This is a genomic window from Streptomyces sp. CC0208 (genome assembly GCF_003443735.1).
GTDB classification, from domain to species: Bacteria; Actinomycetota; Actinomycetes; order Streptomycetales; family Streptomycetaceae; genus Streptomyces; species Streptomyces sviceus.
On sequence record NZ_CP031969.1, the window covers coordinates 2,140,445 to 2,156,392 of the forward strand.

The window sequence follows — 15,948 nt, forward strand, 5'->3', positions numbered from 1 at the left end:
CGCCTTCGACATCACCTCTGTTCGCTCTCCCCGCGTTCGGGCTGTTCCCGGAGGTCTTCTCGCGGGGAAGACGAACTGCGCCGCCCGCGGTCGTCGCGCATGCCGACCGCCACGGCCACGGCCGCGAGCAGTCCCGTGGCACCGAACAGCGTCCAGACCATGCTGTTCAGCGCGCTCCACAGCGCCACGCCGACGGCTGGGCCGAGCGCGGTGCCGGCACCGAACACCGCCTGGGACGCGCCCATGTAACGGCTCACCAGCTCGGAACGAGCGGCGGCCTGAGCTGGGTAGGCGACCATCGTGGGCGAGCCCACGGTCTCGCCGAGCGACCAGACGAGGGTGGCCACGACGAATCCCGCGACGCCGAGCGGAAGTGCGTAGGTGGCCACCCCCGCTGCCACCAGCACGATGCCGCTCACGGCTGCCACTCGGTGCGGCCAGTGCTGCACCTTCCTGGTCACCACGAGTTCGCAGGCAATCACGATCAGACCGTTGAGAGAGATCAACATCCCGTAGACGAAGGTGGACAGGCCCGCGTCCCGCACAGCCAGCGGCAGCACGGAGACGTAACTGATGTAGATCGCCGCGTACGCCAGCATGCCCAACAGGAACAACAGGTAACGGGCGTCGCGCAGCACCGTCAGATAGCCGACCGGGGCGAAGCGCTCACCGCTCGGGCGGGTCTTTCGGGGTGTGTCACGCGGCAGCGCCCGCCAGCCGATCGCGGCGCAGGCCAGCGCCGCCGCGGCCTCGGCCCAGAAGAGCAGCGGGTAGGAAACGGAGGCGAGCACCGCGCCGATCAGCGGGGCGGCGGTGGTACCGGCGTTCAGGGCGAGACGGTACATGGCGAAGACCATCACCCTGCGCCGGGGCGCGATCCCCGCGCTGACCACCTCGGCGGAGGCTGGGCGGTAGACCTGGCCGGCGGCACCGAGTGCGGTGACCACGACCAGCAGCAGGGGGTAGGAGCCCACCCAGAGGACGGCGGCGGTGAGCGCGGCGGTGAGCGTCATCGAGCCGCTGATCGCCCTTCGCGTGCCGATCCGGTCCGCCAGCCAGCCGCCGAGCAGTGCTCCGGCGATCCCGCCCGCGCCGTTGGCGCCGAGCGCGATGCCTGCCTGAACGAAGTCGTAGCCGCCCTGGACCAGGTAGAGCACGAGAAACACCTGGAGGAAGCCGCCCAGCCGGTTGACGAAGATCCCGGCGATGACGGCCTTGACCTCGGCCGGAGCTTCCCGCCAGGTCGCCACCACCCCGGTCGCCTCGGCGTCCATGGGCTCCTGACGGGAGGTCACTGCCGGATGTTCCCTTCTCGGAAGTCGGCCTCGCCGGACCCTCCGGCTTCGTCCGCCGGGACCAGGGTGACGGCGTGAGCCGCCGCGTCCAGGGCCTCGGCGCACTCCGCGGCGGTGGCAGCGGTGACAACGATCAGGGCGTAACGGCACGTCACATGCGCGGCCGGCGGAAGCAGCAGTGACTGGCCGGGCTCGGCGAGGATCTCCAGCCGGTCCACGGAGGCGGGCAGCCTGGCCTCGTCGACCTGGACGGATCCGACGACCGTGTCCCGCTCGGGGTACAGGAAGCGGATCGCCGCCGCGCCGTGCGGCCGTACCCGTGCCTGCGGACGGATGCCGAGCCCGAGCGAGGCCGCGGCAAGTCCGGCGTCCACGCCGGTGACCAGGCGGCCGAGATAGGGGATCAGGTCACCGCCGCTTCGCGCGTTGATCTCGACCAGCCGTGGGCCGCGGGCGGTGAGCCTCCACTCGGTGTGGGTCCACCCCCGGGTGAGACCGACGGCCGCGTGCGTCGCGTTGAGGCACGCGGCCAGGGCCGGGTCCTCCAACAGCGGGTCGGCGGCATCGACGGTGTGGCCGACCTCCTCGAAGTGCGGAGGGAAGCCGAGTTCCTTGCGGGCGACGAACAGCGGGGTGACGCTGCCGTCCCAGCAGAGGCTGTCGACGCTGATCTCCGGGCCGTCCAGGTACTCCTCGATCACCACCGGGGCCGGGAACCGCTCCCGTACTTCTGGCATGGAGCACGCGGCGACGGAGTCGAAGACGGACAGCAGCCGTTCGCGGTCGGTGACCAGAGTGGTGCCGTTGCTGCCGACCAGGGCGCGCGGCTTGACGACGACGGGGTAGCCGACGCGTTCTGCCACCGCCAGGGCCTCGGTGGAGTCGCGGGCGGTGGCCGCGGCCACCGGTGAGACTCCGGCCCGGCCCAGGGCCTGCCGGGTGGCGAACTTGTCACGGCAGGTACGCACCACCTCCGGGGGCATCGTGGGCAGGCCGAGAGCCCGCGCGAGCAACGCCGAGGCCAGAATGCGGGTCTCGTCCCAGCACACGACGGCGTCGGCAGGGATGTCCCGCGCGGCCTCGATCATCGCCTCGGCGTCCAGCGTGTCCACGACCGTGTGGCCGCACACCGAGTCCCGTTCCCAGGAAGGTTCCTCCTCCTTGAACAGCCACAGCCGGTACTCCTTCGCGACGGACTCCAGCAGATAGCCGCGAGTGAGTTCCCCCATCGGACTGACAAGGATCAGTAATGGCCGGCTGTCCCCGACTGTCCGCCTGTCGGCGTCCGTTCCCCGATGCATGTTCCCCGTTACCTCTCTTTGTGCTGATGGCCTTTGCCGCCGCCGCTCCGCGGCGTCACCCGCCCCGCCCGGCTTCCAGCGGCACTGCGCCGGCGCTGTCGAGGTGTTCCGTTCGCCGCACCGACCTGAGGCACGGTAGCGCCATGTGGATGACCACATGCGTGACAGTGATCGCGAGCAGCGTGGCACGGACACCGAAGGCGTCGACCGCGCCGCCGACGGCCGCGTACCCGAGCGGCGCGAACGCCAGGGAGCCCAGCCAGTCGTAGGAGCTGACCCGGGCGATGACCCCGGGCGGGACGCGTTCCTGGAGCGCCGTCTCCCACAGGGTGTCCGCGGCGTTGAGCCCCGCGGCTGCCACGGCGGCGCCGAGCAGCAGGGCTGCCAGCCCGGCTCCCGACCACAGCGCCACCAGAAACGGCACGTCGAGCAGCAGGAGGGCGGCCGCGAGCATCAGGGGCCGGTGTGGCCGCCAGCGCAGCAGTGGGAACCCCGCCACGAGGGCTCCCACGGCACGCGCGGTGAGGACGGCCGCCCAGCCGGTCACGCCGACGGTGGACCGGGCGATCCCGGGCCCGGCGACGTAGATCGCGGGCAGTACGGTCGCCTGGTAGACGGCGAAGCTGGTCACCATCATCCAGATCCACGGCTGTGAGACGAACGTTCGCCAGCCCTCGGTCACGTCCCTCAGCAGCCGGGCGTGCGGCTGGCGGGTGCGCAGTCCGGCGGGCAGCCCGGCCATGGCCACCGCGGCGGCAGCGAAGCTGGCGGCGTCCACGGCGAGCGCCCAGCCCGGCCCGGCCACGGTGACCAGCACTCCGGCGCACGGCGGTCCGAGGATACCGAAAGCGTTCCTGGCCACCCGCATCACGGAATTGGCCTGCTGGAGCAGGTTCTTGGGCGCGATGTCGGGGACCGCGCCGGTGGTGGCGGGCAGCGCGAAGGCGCCCGCGCAGCCGTAGAGGATCTGCAGCAGTGCCAGATGCCATACCCGCCCGGCGCCGGAGAGCAGCAGCAGGGCGGTGACCGCCTGACAGAGCGCCATGCAGACATCGGTGCCCAGCAGCACCTTGCGGCGTTCCAGACGGTCGCCCGCGACCCCGCCCAGCAGGACGAGCGCGACCTTGGGCAGGACCGTCGCGCCGAGTACCAGGCCCACGTCGCCGGCGTCGCCGCCGATCGCGAACACCGCGAAGGGCAGCGCCACCTGGGTCATGGCGGTGCCCAGTTCCGACACCGAACGGCCCACGAAGTAGCGGCGAAACGCGGGCTGCCGCAACACCGCGAAGTCACGCGTCGCGTTCATGTGCGGTCCTCCGCGGGCTCGGCCGCCAGCCGGACCCGGTCGATCTTCCCGGCCGCGGTACGGGGAAGTGCCGGGCGTTCGACGATCGTGGCCGGCCGGGCGGCGGCGGGCAGCCGTTCGGCGAGCCAGGCGCGCAGCGTCCGCGGGGACACGCCGACGGACGAGGCGACCACATAGGCGCTGATGTGCGTGCGCTCCGGTCGCTCCGCCTCGCGCACCACGGCGGCGGCCTCGACCACGTCCGGGTGTTCTTCCAGCGCGGCTTCCACCGCGCCCAGCTCGACGCGGTGGCCACGGAGTTTCACCTGCGCGTCGTCGCGGCCGAGGAATTCCAGTACGCCGTCGGGGCGGGCGCGGGCCCGGTCTCCGGTGCGGTAGCAGCGCCGTGGCCCGTCCGGGGTGTCGAGGGTGAGGAAGCGCCGCAGGGTGGCCTGGGGCGCGTCGAGGTATCCGTCGGCCAGACCGTGCCCGTACAGCACGACCTCCCCCTCGCCGGGCGGGTCGAGGAACATCCCGGAGCCGGGCAGGGGCTCGCCGAGGCCGACGCGAGCGGGGTCTCGGACATGGTCGGCACTGGCCCAGATGGTGGCCTCGGTGGGGCCGTACAGGTTCCACAACTGCGCGCAGCGGGGCAGCAGTTGCTCGGCGAGCGACGTGGTGAGCGCCTCACCGCCGCACCAGAGGCGACCGTCCGGCAGCCCTTTCCAGCCCCAGGCCAGCAACAGCCGCCAGAAGCTCGGCGTGGCCTGGACGACGTCGGGCCTTCGCCGGCCGACGAAGTCGGCGAACGACTCGGGGTCGATCCGCGCCTCGGCGGGCGCGACCTCCACGCGGGCGCCGAGGGTCAGCGGCAGCAGCAGTTCCGCCATGACGATGTCGAACGACAGGGCGGTGACCGCCGCCATCGACTCCCCCGCCGTGAGCCCCGGTCGGGCGGCCAGCCCGCGCAACCGGTCGGACAGGGCGGTGTGCGGCACGAGGACGCCCTTGGGTTCACCCGTCGAGCCGGAGGTGTACATCACGTACGCGATGTCGGTCAGGTCGGGTGCCCGGGTCGGGAACGCCGCCTCTGACAGGCAGTGGACCGTCAGGTCGGCCTCGCCCGGGGCCGCCTCGCGCAGCAGGCCCGCAGGGGCGGCGTGGCGCAGCACGCGCTCCCGGCGGTGCGGCGGGTCGGCCGCGCTGAGCGGCAGTACGGCGCAGCCCGCACGGGCGGCCGCCAGCACCGCGACGGCGGCGGCGGCGTGCCCGGTGGCCTCCAGGGCGACCAGCGAGCCGGCCGGGCAGACCTCCCGAAGCAGGGCGGCCGTGTGCCCGGCGCGGTCGATCAGCTCCCGGTACCCGATGTCCCGGCCGTCTGCGTGCATGGCGGTGACCTCGGGGGTGCGGCGCGCGTGGGCGAGGACGGCGTCCCAGATCGTGGTGGGCAGCGGAGGTGTCGCTGTCACTCCGCGGTCCTTGCCTCGGTGCGGTCCGCGAGGGCGCGGGCCAGGCGCTCGGGGGTGGGCTCGTGGACGATGTCGATGAGCCGCAGCCCGTGACCACTGCGCTCGGTGAGCCGTGCGACCAGCTCGAGGGCGAGCATGGAATTGCCGCCGACGTCGAAGAAGTTGTCGTCGAGCGCGATCTCGTCGGTCTCGATGATCTCGCCGAAGATGTCCGCAATCTGATGGGGTGTCATGTGGGGGTCCTTGTTCTCGCGATCTGTGTCCACCAGTCGTCGTCCCGCAGTGTCCGGCCTTCGGCGTCGCGGTACTGGAAGCGTTCCCCTAGCAGGGTCACGGTGTCGGTGAGCCGCGCGCTCAGCGCGTCGTGGTCGTCCGCGCCGAGCCACACCGTGGCGACGGTGCCCGCCGCACCCGTACGCCAGTGCACCGGACGGCCCGCCGTGGCCACGTGGTCCACCGCCAGTACGCCGGGCAACCGGGCGATCTCACGCCGGGCGGGAGCGGCGGTGATCCGGGCCGCGCCGGGCGGTGCCGGGAAGAGCAGCACCAGGACTGCTCGGTGCCAGGCCAGGCGGAGTTCCGTGGGGCGGGACAGGGCGGCGTCCAGGGCGGTCCGTGCCAGGTCCTGGCCGGTGCCGTAGCGCACCAGCCGGGTCACGAATCCGCCCAGTCTGCCGTTGACTTCGATGATGTCCGGGCGCTGCGTCCCGGGTTTGACCTCGACGTGATAGGCGCCGTCCGGCACGTCCAGTGCTCGCAGCGCGCGCTCGGCGCAGTCGGTGACCGCGGCCCGGCTGCCCGTGTCCAGGCCGGTCGGTAGCACCAGTCCGGTCTCCCGGCAGGGGCGTTCGGGCAGCAGCCGGTCGGTGACGAAGGCGGTGCGGGCCCGTCCTCTGCTCACGAACACCTCCACGGAGACGTAGTCCGCCAGGTGCGGCGCGTGCGGCCGACCGCCGATCACGTACTGCTCGGCGAACATCCCGGCGGACAGCGCGCCGCCGTCAGGGGCTTCGGCACGCCTCTCGTACAGGAACCGGTCCAGCTCCTTGTCGTCGCGGACCAGCCAGACGTCCCGGCCGGAGACGCCGTCGGCCGGTTTGACGACCAGCGGCCAGCCCGCCTCGGCGGCGAAGCGCCGCAGCGACGCCTCGTCACCGAGCGCGGCGGAGCGCACCCCCGATACCCCGGCCTCGCGCAGTACGCGGCGCTGGAGGTCCTTGCGGCCCCACAACCCCGGTGTACCCATGAGCAGGGCGGCGAGCGGACACAGTCGGTCCACGAAGGTCGTCACCGCGTCCGCTCCGGCGACCGCCCGCCGACAGGCGTCCACGTCGGTGAAGTCCACACGCAAGGTGGGCGCCAGGGCTTCGGCGATCACGGCCAGCCCGTCGTGGTCGGCACCGGAGTCGACCAGGAACCGAATCCGTACAGGGTTCGAGGCGTCGTCGGCCGCGCCGGCGATCTGCACGGGCGTCAGCGAGCCGGAGTCCCCCAGCAGTACGGCCAGAAGCGGATCCGGCGGGTCTCCCCCGGCGCGGATGTCGCGGTCAACAGATCTCATCTGCAAGCCTCTTGGTGTCCGAGACGCTCAGCACGCCCCCGTAGACCTCGTGCATGACCGCGCCCCGGGACTTCTTGGGCACCTCGGCCGCCAGGCCCGCGCGGATCGCGGTCAGCCGGTGGTCCCTGGCGTACGCCAGGGGCTGGTGGAAGAGCAGGTCGAGATAGACAGCGATGCGGTCGGGGCTCTCCTGTCCGGTCAGGCCGATCTCGTACAGCTCCAGCTCACTTCGCCACACCAGGGCGGTCAGCACGCCTCGCGCGGTGCCGGCCGACGCGGTGAGGGCGATCACCCGGACCGGTTCGCACAGCGCCCACTGTTCGTGCCGCAGCGCGACGAACTCCGGGTGGTCCGGGCTTCCCTTGCGGCTGTTGTGCCGGGCGATCAGATCGGCCGCGTCGTCGGCGACGTCCGCCCAGTCGCTCACGGTGGTACGTACCCCGGCCGCGGCGATCAGCCTTCGGTCACGGCGCAGCACACCGCGTACCCGGGACACGGCACGTTCCTCGCGGTCGGGGGCGTCGGCGTCCGGGAAGCGGGCCTCGCGGCCCAGCGGGGCCCACCCCGCCCGGTCGCGACATGCCTGGGCGATCAGTCGCCGGGCGGGGGCGTAGACATACGGGAAGGCCAGGCACTGGTCGGTCTCGGCGGCCGTCCTGGCGAGCCCGGCCAGGACGGACCGCGCCACCCGCTCGCCGTCTGCCGTCGGGCCGATGTGGAGGGCGGAGCGCAGGTCGGTGCAACCGCCGACGAACAGGCACCGGTCGGCGGTCAGGTCCTCGGGCACCAGCCCGGCCGGAAGCCCCCAGCGGCGCACGTCGTACGCGGGGTCCGGCCAGCCGGTGCCGAGCCTGGTGCAGGCGGGTACGGCGGCCAGCAGTCGGTCGGCCTCGCGCCGCACCGCGTACCGCATCCGCCAGCGGAGGTCCGACTCGCGCTGCAGCAGCCGATGATGGCAGCCCGCGGCTCCGGCGCTGTCGTCCAGGGCGTCGAACTGCTCGGGTGACAGCGCCCCGATGCTGTCCAGGAGCGTGGTGGTCACAGCCCGCCGCTCCCTTCGTCCCCGGTCGCGGACAGTACGGCGGCGGGCAGTTCCGCCGCTTCCAGCAGGTCCTGCCCGGCGACCGGCAGGTACACGGTGCGCGGGGGCCGGCTGTCCGGCCATGGCAGGCCGAGCCGGTCGTCGTTGCCGCCGACCAGTCGAGGAGCGATGGCGGGCGCCGGCCCGGCCCGTACGTCGTGCGCGACGGTGAGCTGGAAGCCGAGCCAGGCCCGGTAGCGATCGAGAAGGTCGTGCAGGAGATCCTGGCCCTCGGGCGTGCCGAGCCCGCGTCGCGTGGCAGCGGCGGCCGTCTCCGTCTCCAGTACGGCCATCATGTGTCCCAGCGCTGCCTCGGGTTCCTCCCCGTCAGGGCAGGGGCCCCAGGGCGCAGGCGGTTCGCCGTCCGCCCACTGGGCGCGGAAGGACTCGAACTCCTCCCACGCCTTACGTCCGGTGGGCCAGGTGGGCTGCACCAGGACGCAGTGGCACGGCGGTCCGCACGGCCCACCGAGCCGCTCGGCCACCCGCAGCGCGAGGGCTGCGGCACTGCAGTAACCGACGACCAGCGGGGGCCGGCCCGTGAAGGCCGTCAGACCGGCGCACAGCTTCGCGTACTCGTCGGCCAGTTCGGTTATACCGACGCAGTTCCGGCTCCGGGTCAGGAGCCCGACCGGGTCGGCGCGGAAGACCGGTCGGCCGCCGCCCTGCGCCGCGAGTACCGAGCCGAGCGACCGGGCGGCGGTGAACTGGAGGAAGTCGACGACGAGGACCGGTGTACCGGACCCGTCTGCCAGTCGCTCCCATGCCCGTTCCATCATCACCTTCCCGGGGCCCCGGCGCCGGGTGGGCGCTCGTCGTCGTACCAGAGGCGCTGGACGACATCGGCGACATGGCCGACGTTCTCCTCCGCGATGAGGTTGAAGTGGTCACCCGGCACGTCGTGGACGGCGACCCCGCCCAGGCTGCTCCGCTTCCAGATCGCCAGGTCCTCCTCATCGGTCCGGCCCTCTCGGGGGCGGATCAGGTCGGTGCGACCGGGGTGGACGCCCGGCCGATAGGCGTACGCGGCATCGGCGTTGATCTGGTAGATGCCGATCAGCCGGGTGAGCCGGTCGGTGCCGAACCCGGGCGGCAGGGTGCCGTGGCGGGTGGCGAGCCGGAGGATGCGCTCGGCTTGCTCCTGCGGGTCGAGCGCGGCCAGCTCCTCGACGTCCACGTCCAGGCCGAGCGCGTGCCCGACCAGCGACCACAGCAGCCGGGCCCGGGACGGGGGCTCCTCGAGGCTCGTGGTCGCGGGGGTGTCGAGCAGCAGGACGCCGGCCGCCGGGGTCCCGGCGTCGGCGAGTTGGCAGGCCATCTCGTGGGCGACCAGGCCGCCGAAGGAGTACCCGACGAGCACCACGTCACCCGGGGCGTATGCCGCCGCGACGGTGTCGGCGATGTAGCGGCGGGCCATGGCGGGGATGTCCGGGTCGGCAGTCAGCGCGGGGTTGAGACCGCGGGCCTGCAGGCCCAGGGTCGCCACCCCTTTCGGCAGCGCGTCGGCCAGGTGGCGATACCACAGGACGGTGCCGCCGATGGGGTGGACGCACACCAGCACCGGCCTGCGCTCGCCGCCGAGGATCGTCACCAGCGAGGTGGCGGGCACCTGTTCGGCGCGGGCGCCGGTCCTGGCCAGCGCGGCCATGGCCTCCACGGTCGGCGCTCTCAGGATCGCGTCCAGCGGCAGCTGCACCCCGGTTCGCTCGCGGATGCGCGCCAGGAGCGAAACGGCGCCCACCGAGTCGCCGCCGAGGGCGAAGTAGTCGGCGTCCAGCGTCACCCGGGCGGTGTCGAAGTGCTCCCGCCACGCCCCCCACACCGCCAGCTCGACCGCGTCGCGTGGGCCGCGCACCGTGCCGGAGGTGATATTGCCCCGGCGCGCGGCGTCCAACGCGTCGGGCGGGGTCGTGGGGGACGAAGGAGTCATGTGGGCGTCGTTCACCGGTGGTTCTCCAGCGCTCTGTGTGCGGCCTGGTCGCTCACCAGGCCGATGTGGGCGGTGGCCGCGAAGGAGCCGGGCGGGCAGAAGCGCACCCGGTCCACCACGGCACGCGCTTCGAGGTCCACGACGAACAGCTCGGCCGCTCCGGTCATGAAGACGTACCGCCCGTCGGAGCTGACCGCCAGATAGAGCGGGGCGCTGCTGTTCTTCTCACAGACGTAGGGCGGTTCGCGGTGTTCCTCCTCGAACAGGACGATGCGGTCCACGAGTTCGAGGGTCTCGGCGTCCAGTATGTACAGCTTGTTGGGATAGCCGGTGACGGCGAGGAGCCGGCGTTGCTCGCGCTGGAAGCAGCGCTGCGAGGTGATGCGCAGGAACTCGGGGTCGCTGTAGCTGCCCTCCAGGGTGACCGCGCCGTCCCGGTAGCGGTAGCGCTCGATGGTGCCGGGGCCATGGAGCACGACCTGGTTGCGCCATTTGGAGATGTTGTTGCAGGACACGTAGAAGACTTCCGGGTCGTGCGGGTCGATCTCGGCGTGCGCGGCGCACGCCCGGGACGGCGTACGCACGGTGAGGTGCTTGAGGTGCTCGTCGGCGACGAAGAAGGCGGACCGCGGGAAGCTGCCGGCCGTGTAGGCCGCCACGTCCACCCCTTCCCTGGAGGCCCCCGGAACGCCGTCGGGCCCCGGCAGTACGGACAGGTTCATGTCCACCCCGACGAAGTATCCGTCCGGCGAGTGGACGAGCTGGTGCAGGGTGTCGATGAGGAAGTCCGGGAGCTCGCCCCGGGATTCCACGGCCCCGGTGACCCGGTCGTAGGTCATGAGCCGGGTCCGCAGCGGATGGTCCGGGACGTCGTAGCGGCGCAGCCGATCGGCGGTGTCCGTGCTGGTGAACGCGATGGTGTCCGGGGCTGCCTCGCAGTTGGTGGAGGACAGCGTTCCCACCACGTCACCGGGCGGGTCCGGTGACCACACCGGGTGGCCCTCGGCCGCGCTCAGAATCCGCAGATAGGGGGCTTGTTTGAAGGAGACGACGAGGTCTTTCGAGGCGGTCTCCAGGAAGCTGTGCGGATGCAGAAGGTACGGCAGGAGGTCCTCGACCCGGTCCAGTCCGTACGGCGGCTCGCCCCTCAGGTGCCGTCGCAGGAAAGCCAGCTGGCTCTCGCGCTGTTCCTCGATGCCGAGACTCACCTCATGCAGTCGCCCTCGCTTCAGGTCCACGAACTTGTACAGCTCGCTGCGGCCGTCGGCCGACAAGCCGCTCAGCAGCAGCCAGCCGTCCGTTCGGCCGCCGGTCAGGCCGAGGTCGGTTCCGCCGTTCATCCCAACTCCCTTGTGGACGGGCCTGACTGTGCTTTGCTCACGATGACGTCACCGAGGACCAGGTAATCGATCTCGGTGCCGAGGAAGCACTCCAGCGCGTCGCGCGGGGTGCACACGATGGGTTCGCCGGCCACGTTGAACGATGTGTTGATCAGGCAGGGCAGCCCCGTCCGGTCCCGGAAGGCACGCAGCAGGGCGGCCAGTGGGGGGTTGGTCAGGTCGGTGACGGTCTGGGCCCGCGCGGTGCCGTCCACATGGCAGGCACCGGGCAGCAGGGCGCGCGCCGGCTCCCGCACCGGGAAGACGAAGGTCATGTAGGGGGATCCGGTCTTCTTGCCCAGGTCGAGGACGTCCGCAGCGTCCTCCTCCAGCAGGACGGGGGCGAACGGGCGGAAGGGCTCGCGGCGCTTGACACGGGTGTTGATGATGTCCTGGATGTCGTCGAACCCCGGGTTGGCGAGGATGCTGCGGTTTCCCAGCGCGCGCGGCCCGTACTCCATCCGGCCCTGGAACCAGCCGATGACGACCTTCTCGCACAGCAGTCCGGCGACGTCCTCGGCCAGCTTCCCGTCCGCGCACTGTCGCCACCACACTCGTCCGGAGTACTCGCGCAGGGCCGCCTCGATGTCGTCCGGGCCGAAGGCGGGACCCAGGTAGGGGCTCGTGCGGTGCACCGGCCGCTCGCCGAGTTCTCGTACGGCGTGATGGCCCGCGCCGATGGCCACGCCCACGTCGCTGGCGCCGAAGCTGACGCGCAGGTCCTGGAACTGGCCGGAGGCGGCGAGCAGCTTGGAGTTGTTGACGCAGTTCAGCGCCAGGCCGCCCTCCAGCAGCAGCCGGGTCCGGTCGGTGCGTTTCTCCAGGGCGGCGAGCTGATGGGCGGTCACCGCCTCCACGGTCTCCTGCGCCCAGCGGGCGACTTGGGCCTTGAAGGCGAAGTCGGCCTGGTCCGCCGACGAGCCGGAGGGGGCCGCCGCGCGGCCGAAGACCTCGTCGAAGAGCGCGTAGTAGCTCTGGGTGTCGAGGAGTTCGTTACGGAACCGCAGCTCGTATCGGCCGTCGTCCATCAGTTCCACGACCTGGTCGAGGAGCGGGTTGTCACCGGCCGGTTCGGCGTAGGAGGCGAGCCCCATCACCTTGTACTCGTCGTTGTTGGGCACGAAGCCGAGGTAGCGGGTGACCTTGCTGTACAGCATGGCGAGGGAGTTGGCGATGTCCACCGAGCACTCCTCGAAGACCGCGTGGCCGTGATCGTCGATCTCGCCCATGACCGACGAGAACGTCTCGGCCCGGCCGTCGCTGACCAGGAAGGCCGCTTCGCCACCGCCCGCCAGATAGTGGCCGCACATCAGGTGCGCCAGATGGTGCGGTACGAGCTTCAGCCGACCGTCCGGGATCTCGTACCCGGTGCGCTCGGCGAAGTCCGAGCGTATGGCCTCCTCCGACGTCACCCGCCGGTACAGCTCTCCGAGTCGGGAGAACTGCTCGAACTTCGCCGTGAGGGCGAGTGGTGAGGCGAGCAGGCCGCGCAGCTGACTCTCGACGACCTCCGGGGTGAAGGCCCAGGGAAAGGCGAACACGTCGACGTCCCCAAGCCCGGCCCCGGCCTCCCGCAGCGCCCAGCGCAGAGCACGCGCCGGGAAGTCGGAGGTCTTCTTCTCCCGGTTGAGCCGCTCCTCCTCCACCGCCGCGACGAGTTCGCCGTCCACGAAGACGGCGGCCCCGGCATCGTGGCCGAGCAGCCGATACCGGTCGACGCCGCTCCGGCGGAAGTGACGCGCGAAGACATCAGCCGTATGAGTGAATCCGTTGAACCCGACGACGATCATCGATGACTCCGCCCTATACCAGGAAGGCCAGCTTCAGTTGCAGTTCGCGCAGCTCCTGCTCGGCCGACGACTCCACGGTCACCCCGCCCGCGCAGCGCAGCAGCACGTCGTCACCCTCGCGCACTCCGCAGGTGACGACGGTGCTGGAGACCAGGTCGGCGCCGGCGCCCCGGTACCAGCCGACAGCCCCGCTGTAGAAGCCGCGCGGCACGTCCTCGATCTCGTCCAGCAAGCGCTGCGCGCGGGCCTTGGGCGCGCCGGTGACGACACCGCGCGGGAAGTTGCCGAGCACGGCGGCCACGTCGAGCGCCGGACGGGCGAGCCGTCCGCGCACGGTGGTCGCCAGGTACGTGGTCGGGCCGATGACCGTCGGCTCCAGCATGTCGCACACGGATACAGAGGCGGGTGCGCAGAACTTGCCGAGGTCGTTGCGTTCCAGGTCGACGAGCATGACGTGTTCGGCGAAGTACTTGGAATCCGCGCGCAGCCGCTCGCGCAGCACGGCCAGCTCGGCGTCGTCGCGGGCAGCCGGCTGAGTACCCGCGAAGACCCGGGTGCTCACCCGGTCGCCGGTGACCGACAGGTGGGGCAGTGAGCAGGCGCCGAAAAAACCTTGGCCGCCCAGGCTCACCCAGTACGAGTAGTCCGCGTACCGATAGCGGTGGGAGATCTGCCGGAAGTACTCGGTGAGCGGCATCCGGGGCCGCACCCGGACCGACTGGGAGATGACGGCCTGGTACACGTCACCGCGGCGCAAATGGCCGCGTACGGCCTCCAGTTGTTCGGTGTAGCGCGCCTCGTCCAGCCGGCTCAGCACATCGCAGAGCGGGGTGGCCCGCGACAGCAGTGCGGGCGCGGGCTCGGCCCGGACGCGCTCGACGATCCGCTCGGCCTCGGCTCGCAGGCCGTCGTCTCCGCTGATCCGAACCGTGTCGTCGCTCTCGTCGTACCGGACGGCTGCCGCCACTCGGGCGACGAAGCCGAGCAGCCGGTCGTCGCTGACGGTACCGCCGGGGCGGGCCGGCGGCGCGCGAAGGCCGTCGTACGCGAGGGCGAAGACCAGCTCGCCGGCTTCCTCGGTGGCCGAGCGCAGCAGCCGGTCGATGTGCCGGGTCGGCGATCCGGGCACCCGCCGTCCCTGCCGGTACAGGCCCGAGGCGCGCACCTCCCAGGCGCCCTCCAGCGAGGCGAGAAGGTAGCTGCGCCGCCCCGGCGGGTCCGGAGAACGGTAGAAGAACAGGGAGCCGAAGAGTGCTTCCACCGGCTCGATCAGACGGTACGGATCGAGACCGACGCTCCCTGTGCGGCCATCCACCGCGCTCGTGTACGTCACCCGGCCCCCTAGACCACGAAGTCGAAGGCGTTCGTGGCCGCCGGGCGCGCCGGCGACTCGGAGTCGGCTCGCCCGCCCTCTGCGTGCCGCGGCGGCTGACCGGTGGCCGAGCGGATACGGGAGTTGACCTCATCGGAGTAGAAGAGCCGGACGAACCGGTCGCTGAGGTCGGCGAATTCAGGGACGTACTTGATGCGCTCCGCGTCGCGGGTGACGATCCCGAGGCATTCCAGGGCGTCGAAGGCCGTTCGGAAGCGCTCCAGCGGCCGGGAGCCCGGGGGGTAGTGGGACTCGAAGGCGCGGATGTCGAGCTCGGCGTGTTTCATGGCGAGCACCAGATGGCGGCGGAGCGACTCGTCCTCGTCGAGCGGGAAGACCTTCTCCACCGCCGATTCACCGCTGTTGATACGGCGCATGTACTCGCGGTAGTTGAAGGCGTTGAGGTAGGTGTGGCTGTGGCTGTGGCTGTATCCGCTGGCGCCGAGCGCGAGCACGTAGCCGTTGTTTCCCCAGTGGTTGTCCTGGTAGTGGAAGATCCAGTCCTCGCGGGGAAAGAGGTTGCGCGAATACTGCCAGTACCCCATGTCGAGCATGCGGCGCTTGGCGTACCGGTAGAGGGTGAGGCTGCGGCGGAACATGCGGGCCGGGTCGTCGACGCTCAGCAGTGTCCTGTTGTTGATGGAGCCCTCGCGCACCGACAGGGTGAACAGCGTGATCTGGGTGGGCAACGGGTCCAGGGCGGCCACGGCGTCCATGGTGCGTTCCATGTTGCCGAACGCCTCGCGTTCGATCCCCGCGATCAGATCGATGTTGACGTTGGGCACGCCGCTGTCGGCCATGTGGTAGTAGGTGCGGATCACCTCGTCCGGCGAGTCGTTGCGGCGCGACTTGCGCAGGATCTCCGGGTCGAGGGTCTGCACTCCCATGGACAGGCGGTTCACGCCGTGCTCGGCCATGGCCCGGATGCGATCGAGGGTGGCCGAATCGGGTGAGCACTCGTAGGTGATCTCACGGCAGCCGGAGAGGTCGAAGCGGCCGATGACGCGTTCGAAGAGGAAGGCGATCTGCTCCGGGTTGAGCCTGCTGGGCGTGCCACCGCCGACGAAGACGGTCTCGATCCGCCAGCCGGGACGCGCCTGCAAGTAGCTCTGCGCTTCCTTCTCCAGGCAGTGCAGGTAATCCCAGATGATCGTTGTGTCGTCCCGTACGACCGCGACGCTGTAGTAGCAGAAGCTGCACTTCTGACGGCAGAACGGGATGTGGATGTAGAGGTTGTGCGAGAACGTCTCGCTTCCCTCCCACAGTTCCTCGGGTGTCGGTCGCTGTTCGCCGGCAGGCTGCCAGGCAGACAGGGGCGGATAGGAGAAGACGAGGCCCGGAATGTGGTTCTCGGCCTCCATCAGGGTGTCGATGACGGCGTCCCGGCCACGGTCATTGACGTCGAACAGGAACTCGGCAGGCATGGGTGGGTCCTCTTGTGGCGGAAGGAGGGACGGTCGGAGGGTGCGTGGGGACAGGGCCGAC

General features: G+C 71.3%; 13 protein-coding genes. All 13 read right to left on the reverse strand.

The features are described 5' to 3' along the window. Window positions 1–11: 11 nt before the first annotated feature. A complete protein-coding gene (locus D1369_RS09650) occupies window positions 12–1,295 on the reverse strand; it encodes an MFS transporter (RefSeq protein WP_118082407.1) in 1,284 nt (427 codons plus the stop codon). Further along, on the reverse strand, window positions 1,292–2,524 hold the full coding sequence (locus D1369_RS09655) for an ATP-grasp domain-containing protein (RefSeq protein ID WP_007385343.1): 1,233 nt from the start codon (window positions 2,522–2,524) through the stop codon (window positions 1,292–1,294). The genes D1369_RS09650 and D1369_RS09655 overlap by 4 nt, the downstream gene beginning before the upstream one ends. A 127-nt stretch (window positions 2,525–2,651) precedes the next feature. After that, entirely contained in the window at window positions 2,652–3,902 is a 1,251-nt protein-coding gene (locus D1369_RS09660; protein WP_007385342.1) for an MFS transporter, read from the reverse strand. Further along, window positions 3,899–5,350, reverse strand: a complete 1,452-nt coding sequence (locus tag D1369_RS09665) for an amino acid adenylation domain-containing protein (protein ID WP_240436063.1) — start codon at window positions 5,348–5,350, stop codon at window positions 3,899–3,901. Before D1369_RS09665 ends, D1369_RS09660 begins: the two co-directional genes overlap by 4 nt. Continuing rightward, the gene (locus D1369_RS09670) at window positions 5,347–5,583 is read right to left on the reverse strand and encodes a phosphopantetheine-binding protein (RefSeq protein ID WP_037901679.1); all 237 of its coding nucleotides are present in this window, start codon (window positions 5,581–5,583) and stop codon (window positions 5,347–5,349) included. The genes D1369_RS09665 and D1369_RS09670 overlap by 4 nt, the downstream gene beginning before the upstream one ends. Then, window positions 5,580–6,911: an ATP-grasp domain-containing protein gene (locus D1369_RS09675; protein ID WP_118082408.1), complete on the reverse strand. Its 1,332-nt coding sequence runs from the start codon at window positions 6,909–6,911 to the stop codon at window positions 5,580–5,582. The genes D1369_RS09670 and D1369_RS09675 overlap by 4 nt, the downstream gene beginning before the upstream one ends. Next, the gene (locus D1369_RS09680) at window positions 6,898–7,953 is read right to left on the reverse strand and encodes a hypothetical protein (protein WP_007385340.1); all 1,056 of its coding nucleotides are present in this window, start codon (window positions 7,951–7,953) and stop codon (window positions 6,898–6,900) included. The genes D1369_RS09675 and D1369_RS09680 overlap by 14 nt, the downstream gene beginning before the upstream one ends. Then, on the reverse strand, window positions 7,950–8,771 hold the full coding sequence (locus D1369_RS09685) for a hypothetical protein (RefSeq protein WP_158680169.1): 822 nt from the start codon (window positions 8,769–8,771) through the stop codon (window positions 7,950–7,952). Before D1369_RS09685 ends, D1369_RS09680 begins: the two co-directional genes overlap by 4 nt. Next, on the reverse strand, window positions 8,771–9,922 hold the full coding sequence (locus D1369_RS09690) for an alpha/beta fold hydrolase (RefSeq protein WP_158680168.1): 1,152 nt from the start codon (window positions 9,920–9,922) through the stop codon (window positions 8,771–8,773). Before D1369_RS09690 ends, D1369_RS09685 begins: the two co-directional genes overlap by 1 nt. Before the next feature lie 11 nt (window positions 9,923–9,933). Beyond that, window positions 9,934–11,262, reverse strand: a complete 1,329-nt coding sequence (locus D1369_RS09695) for a hypothetical protein (RefSeq protein ID WP_007385337.1) — start codon at window positions 11,260–11,262, stop codon at window positions 9,934–9,936. Next, complete coding sequence (locus D1369_RS09700; protein ID WP_007385336.1) at window positions 11,259–13,091, reverse strand: carbamoyltransferase C-terminal domain-containing protein; 1,833 nt, start codon at window positions 13,089–13,091, stop codon at window positions 11,259–11,261. The genes D1369_RS09695 and D1369_RS09700 overlap by 4 nt, the downstream gene beginning before the upstream one ends. 13 nt (window positions 13,092–13,104) lie before the next feature. Next, window positions 13,105–14,424, reverse strand: coding sequence for a chorismate-binding protein (locus tag D1369_RS09705; RefSeq protein WP_007385335.1), 1,320 nt, complete (start codon window positions 14,422–14,424; stop codon window positions 13,105–13,107). A gap of 8 nt (window positions 14,425–14,432) precedes the next feature. Then, window positions 14,433–15,887 (reverse strand): coproporphyrinogen-III oxidase family protein, encoded by a 1,455-nt coding sequence (locus tag D1369_RS09710; protein WP_007385334.1) that lies wholly within the window; start codon window positions 15,885–15,887, stop codon window positions 14,433–14,435. Between the last annotated feature and the right edge of the window lie 61 nt (window positions 15,888–15,948).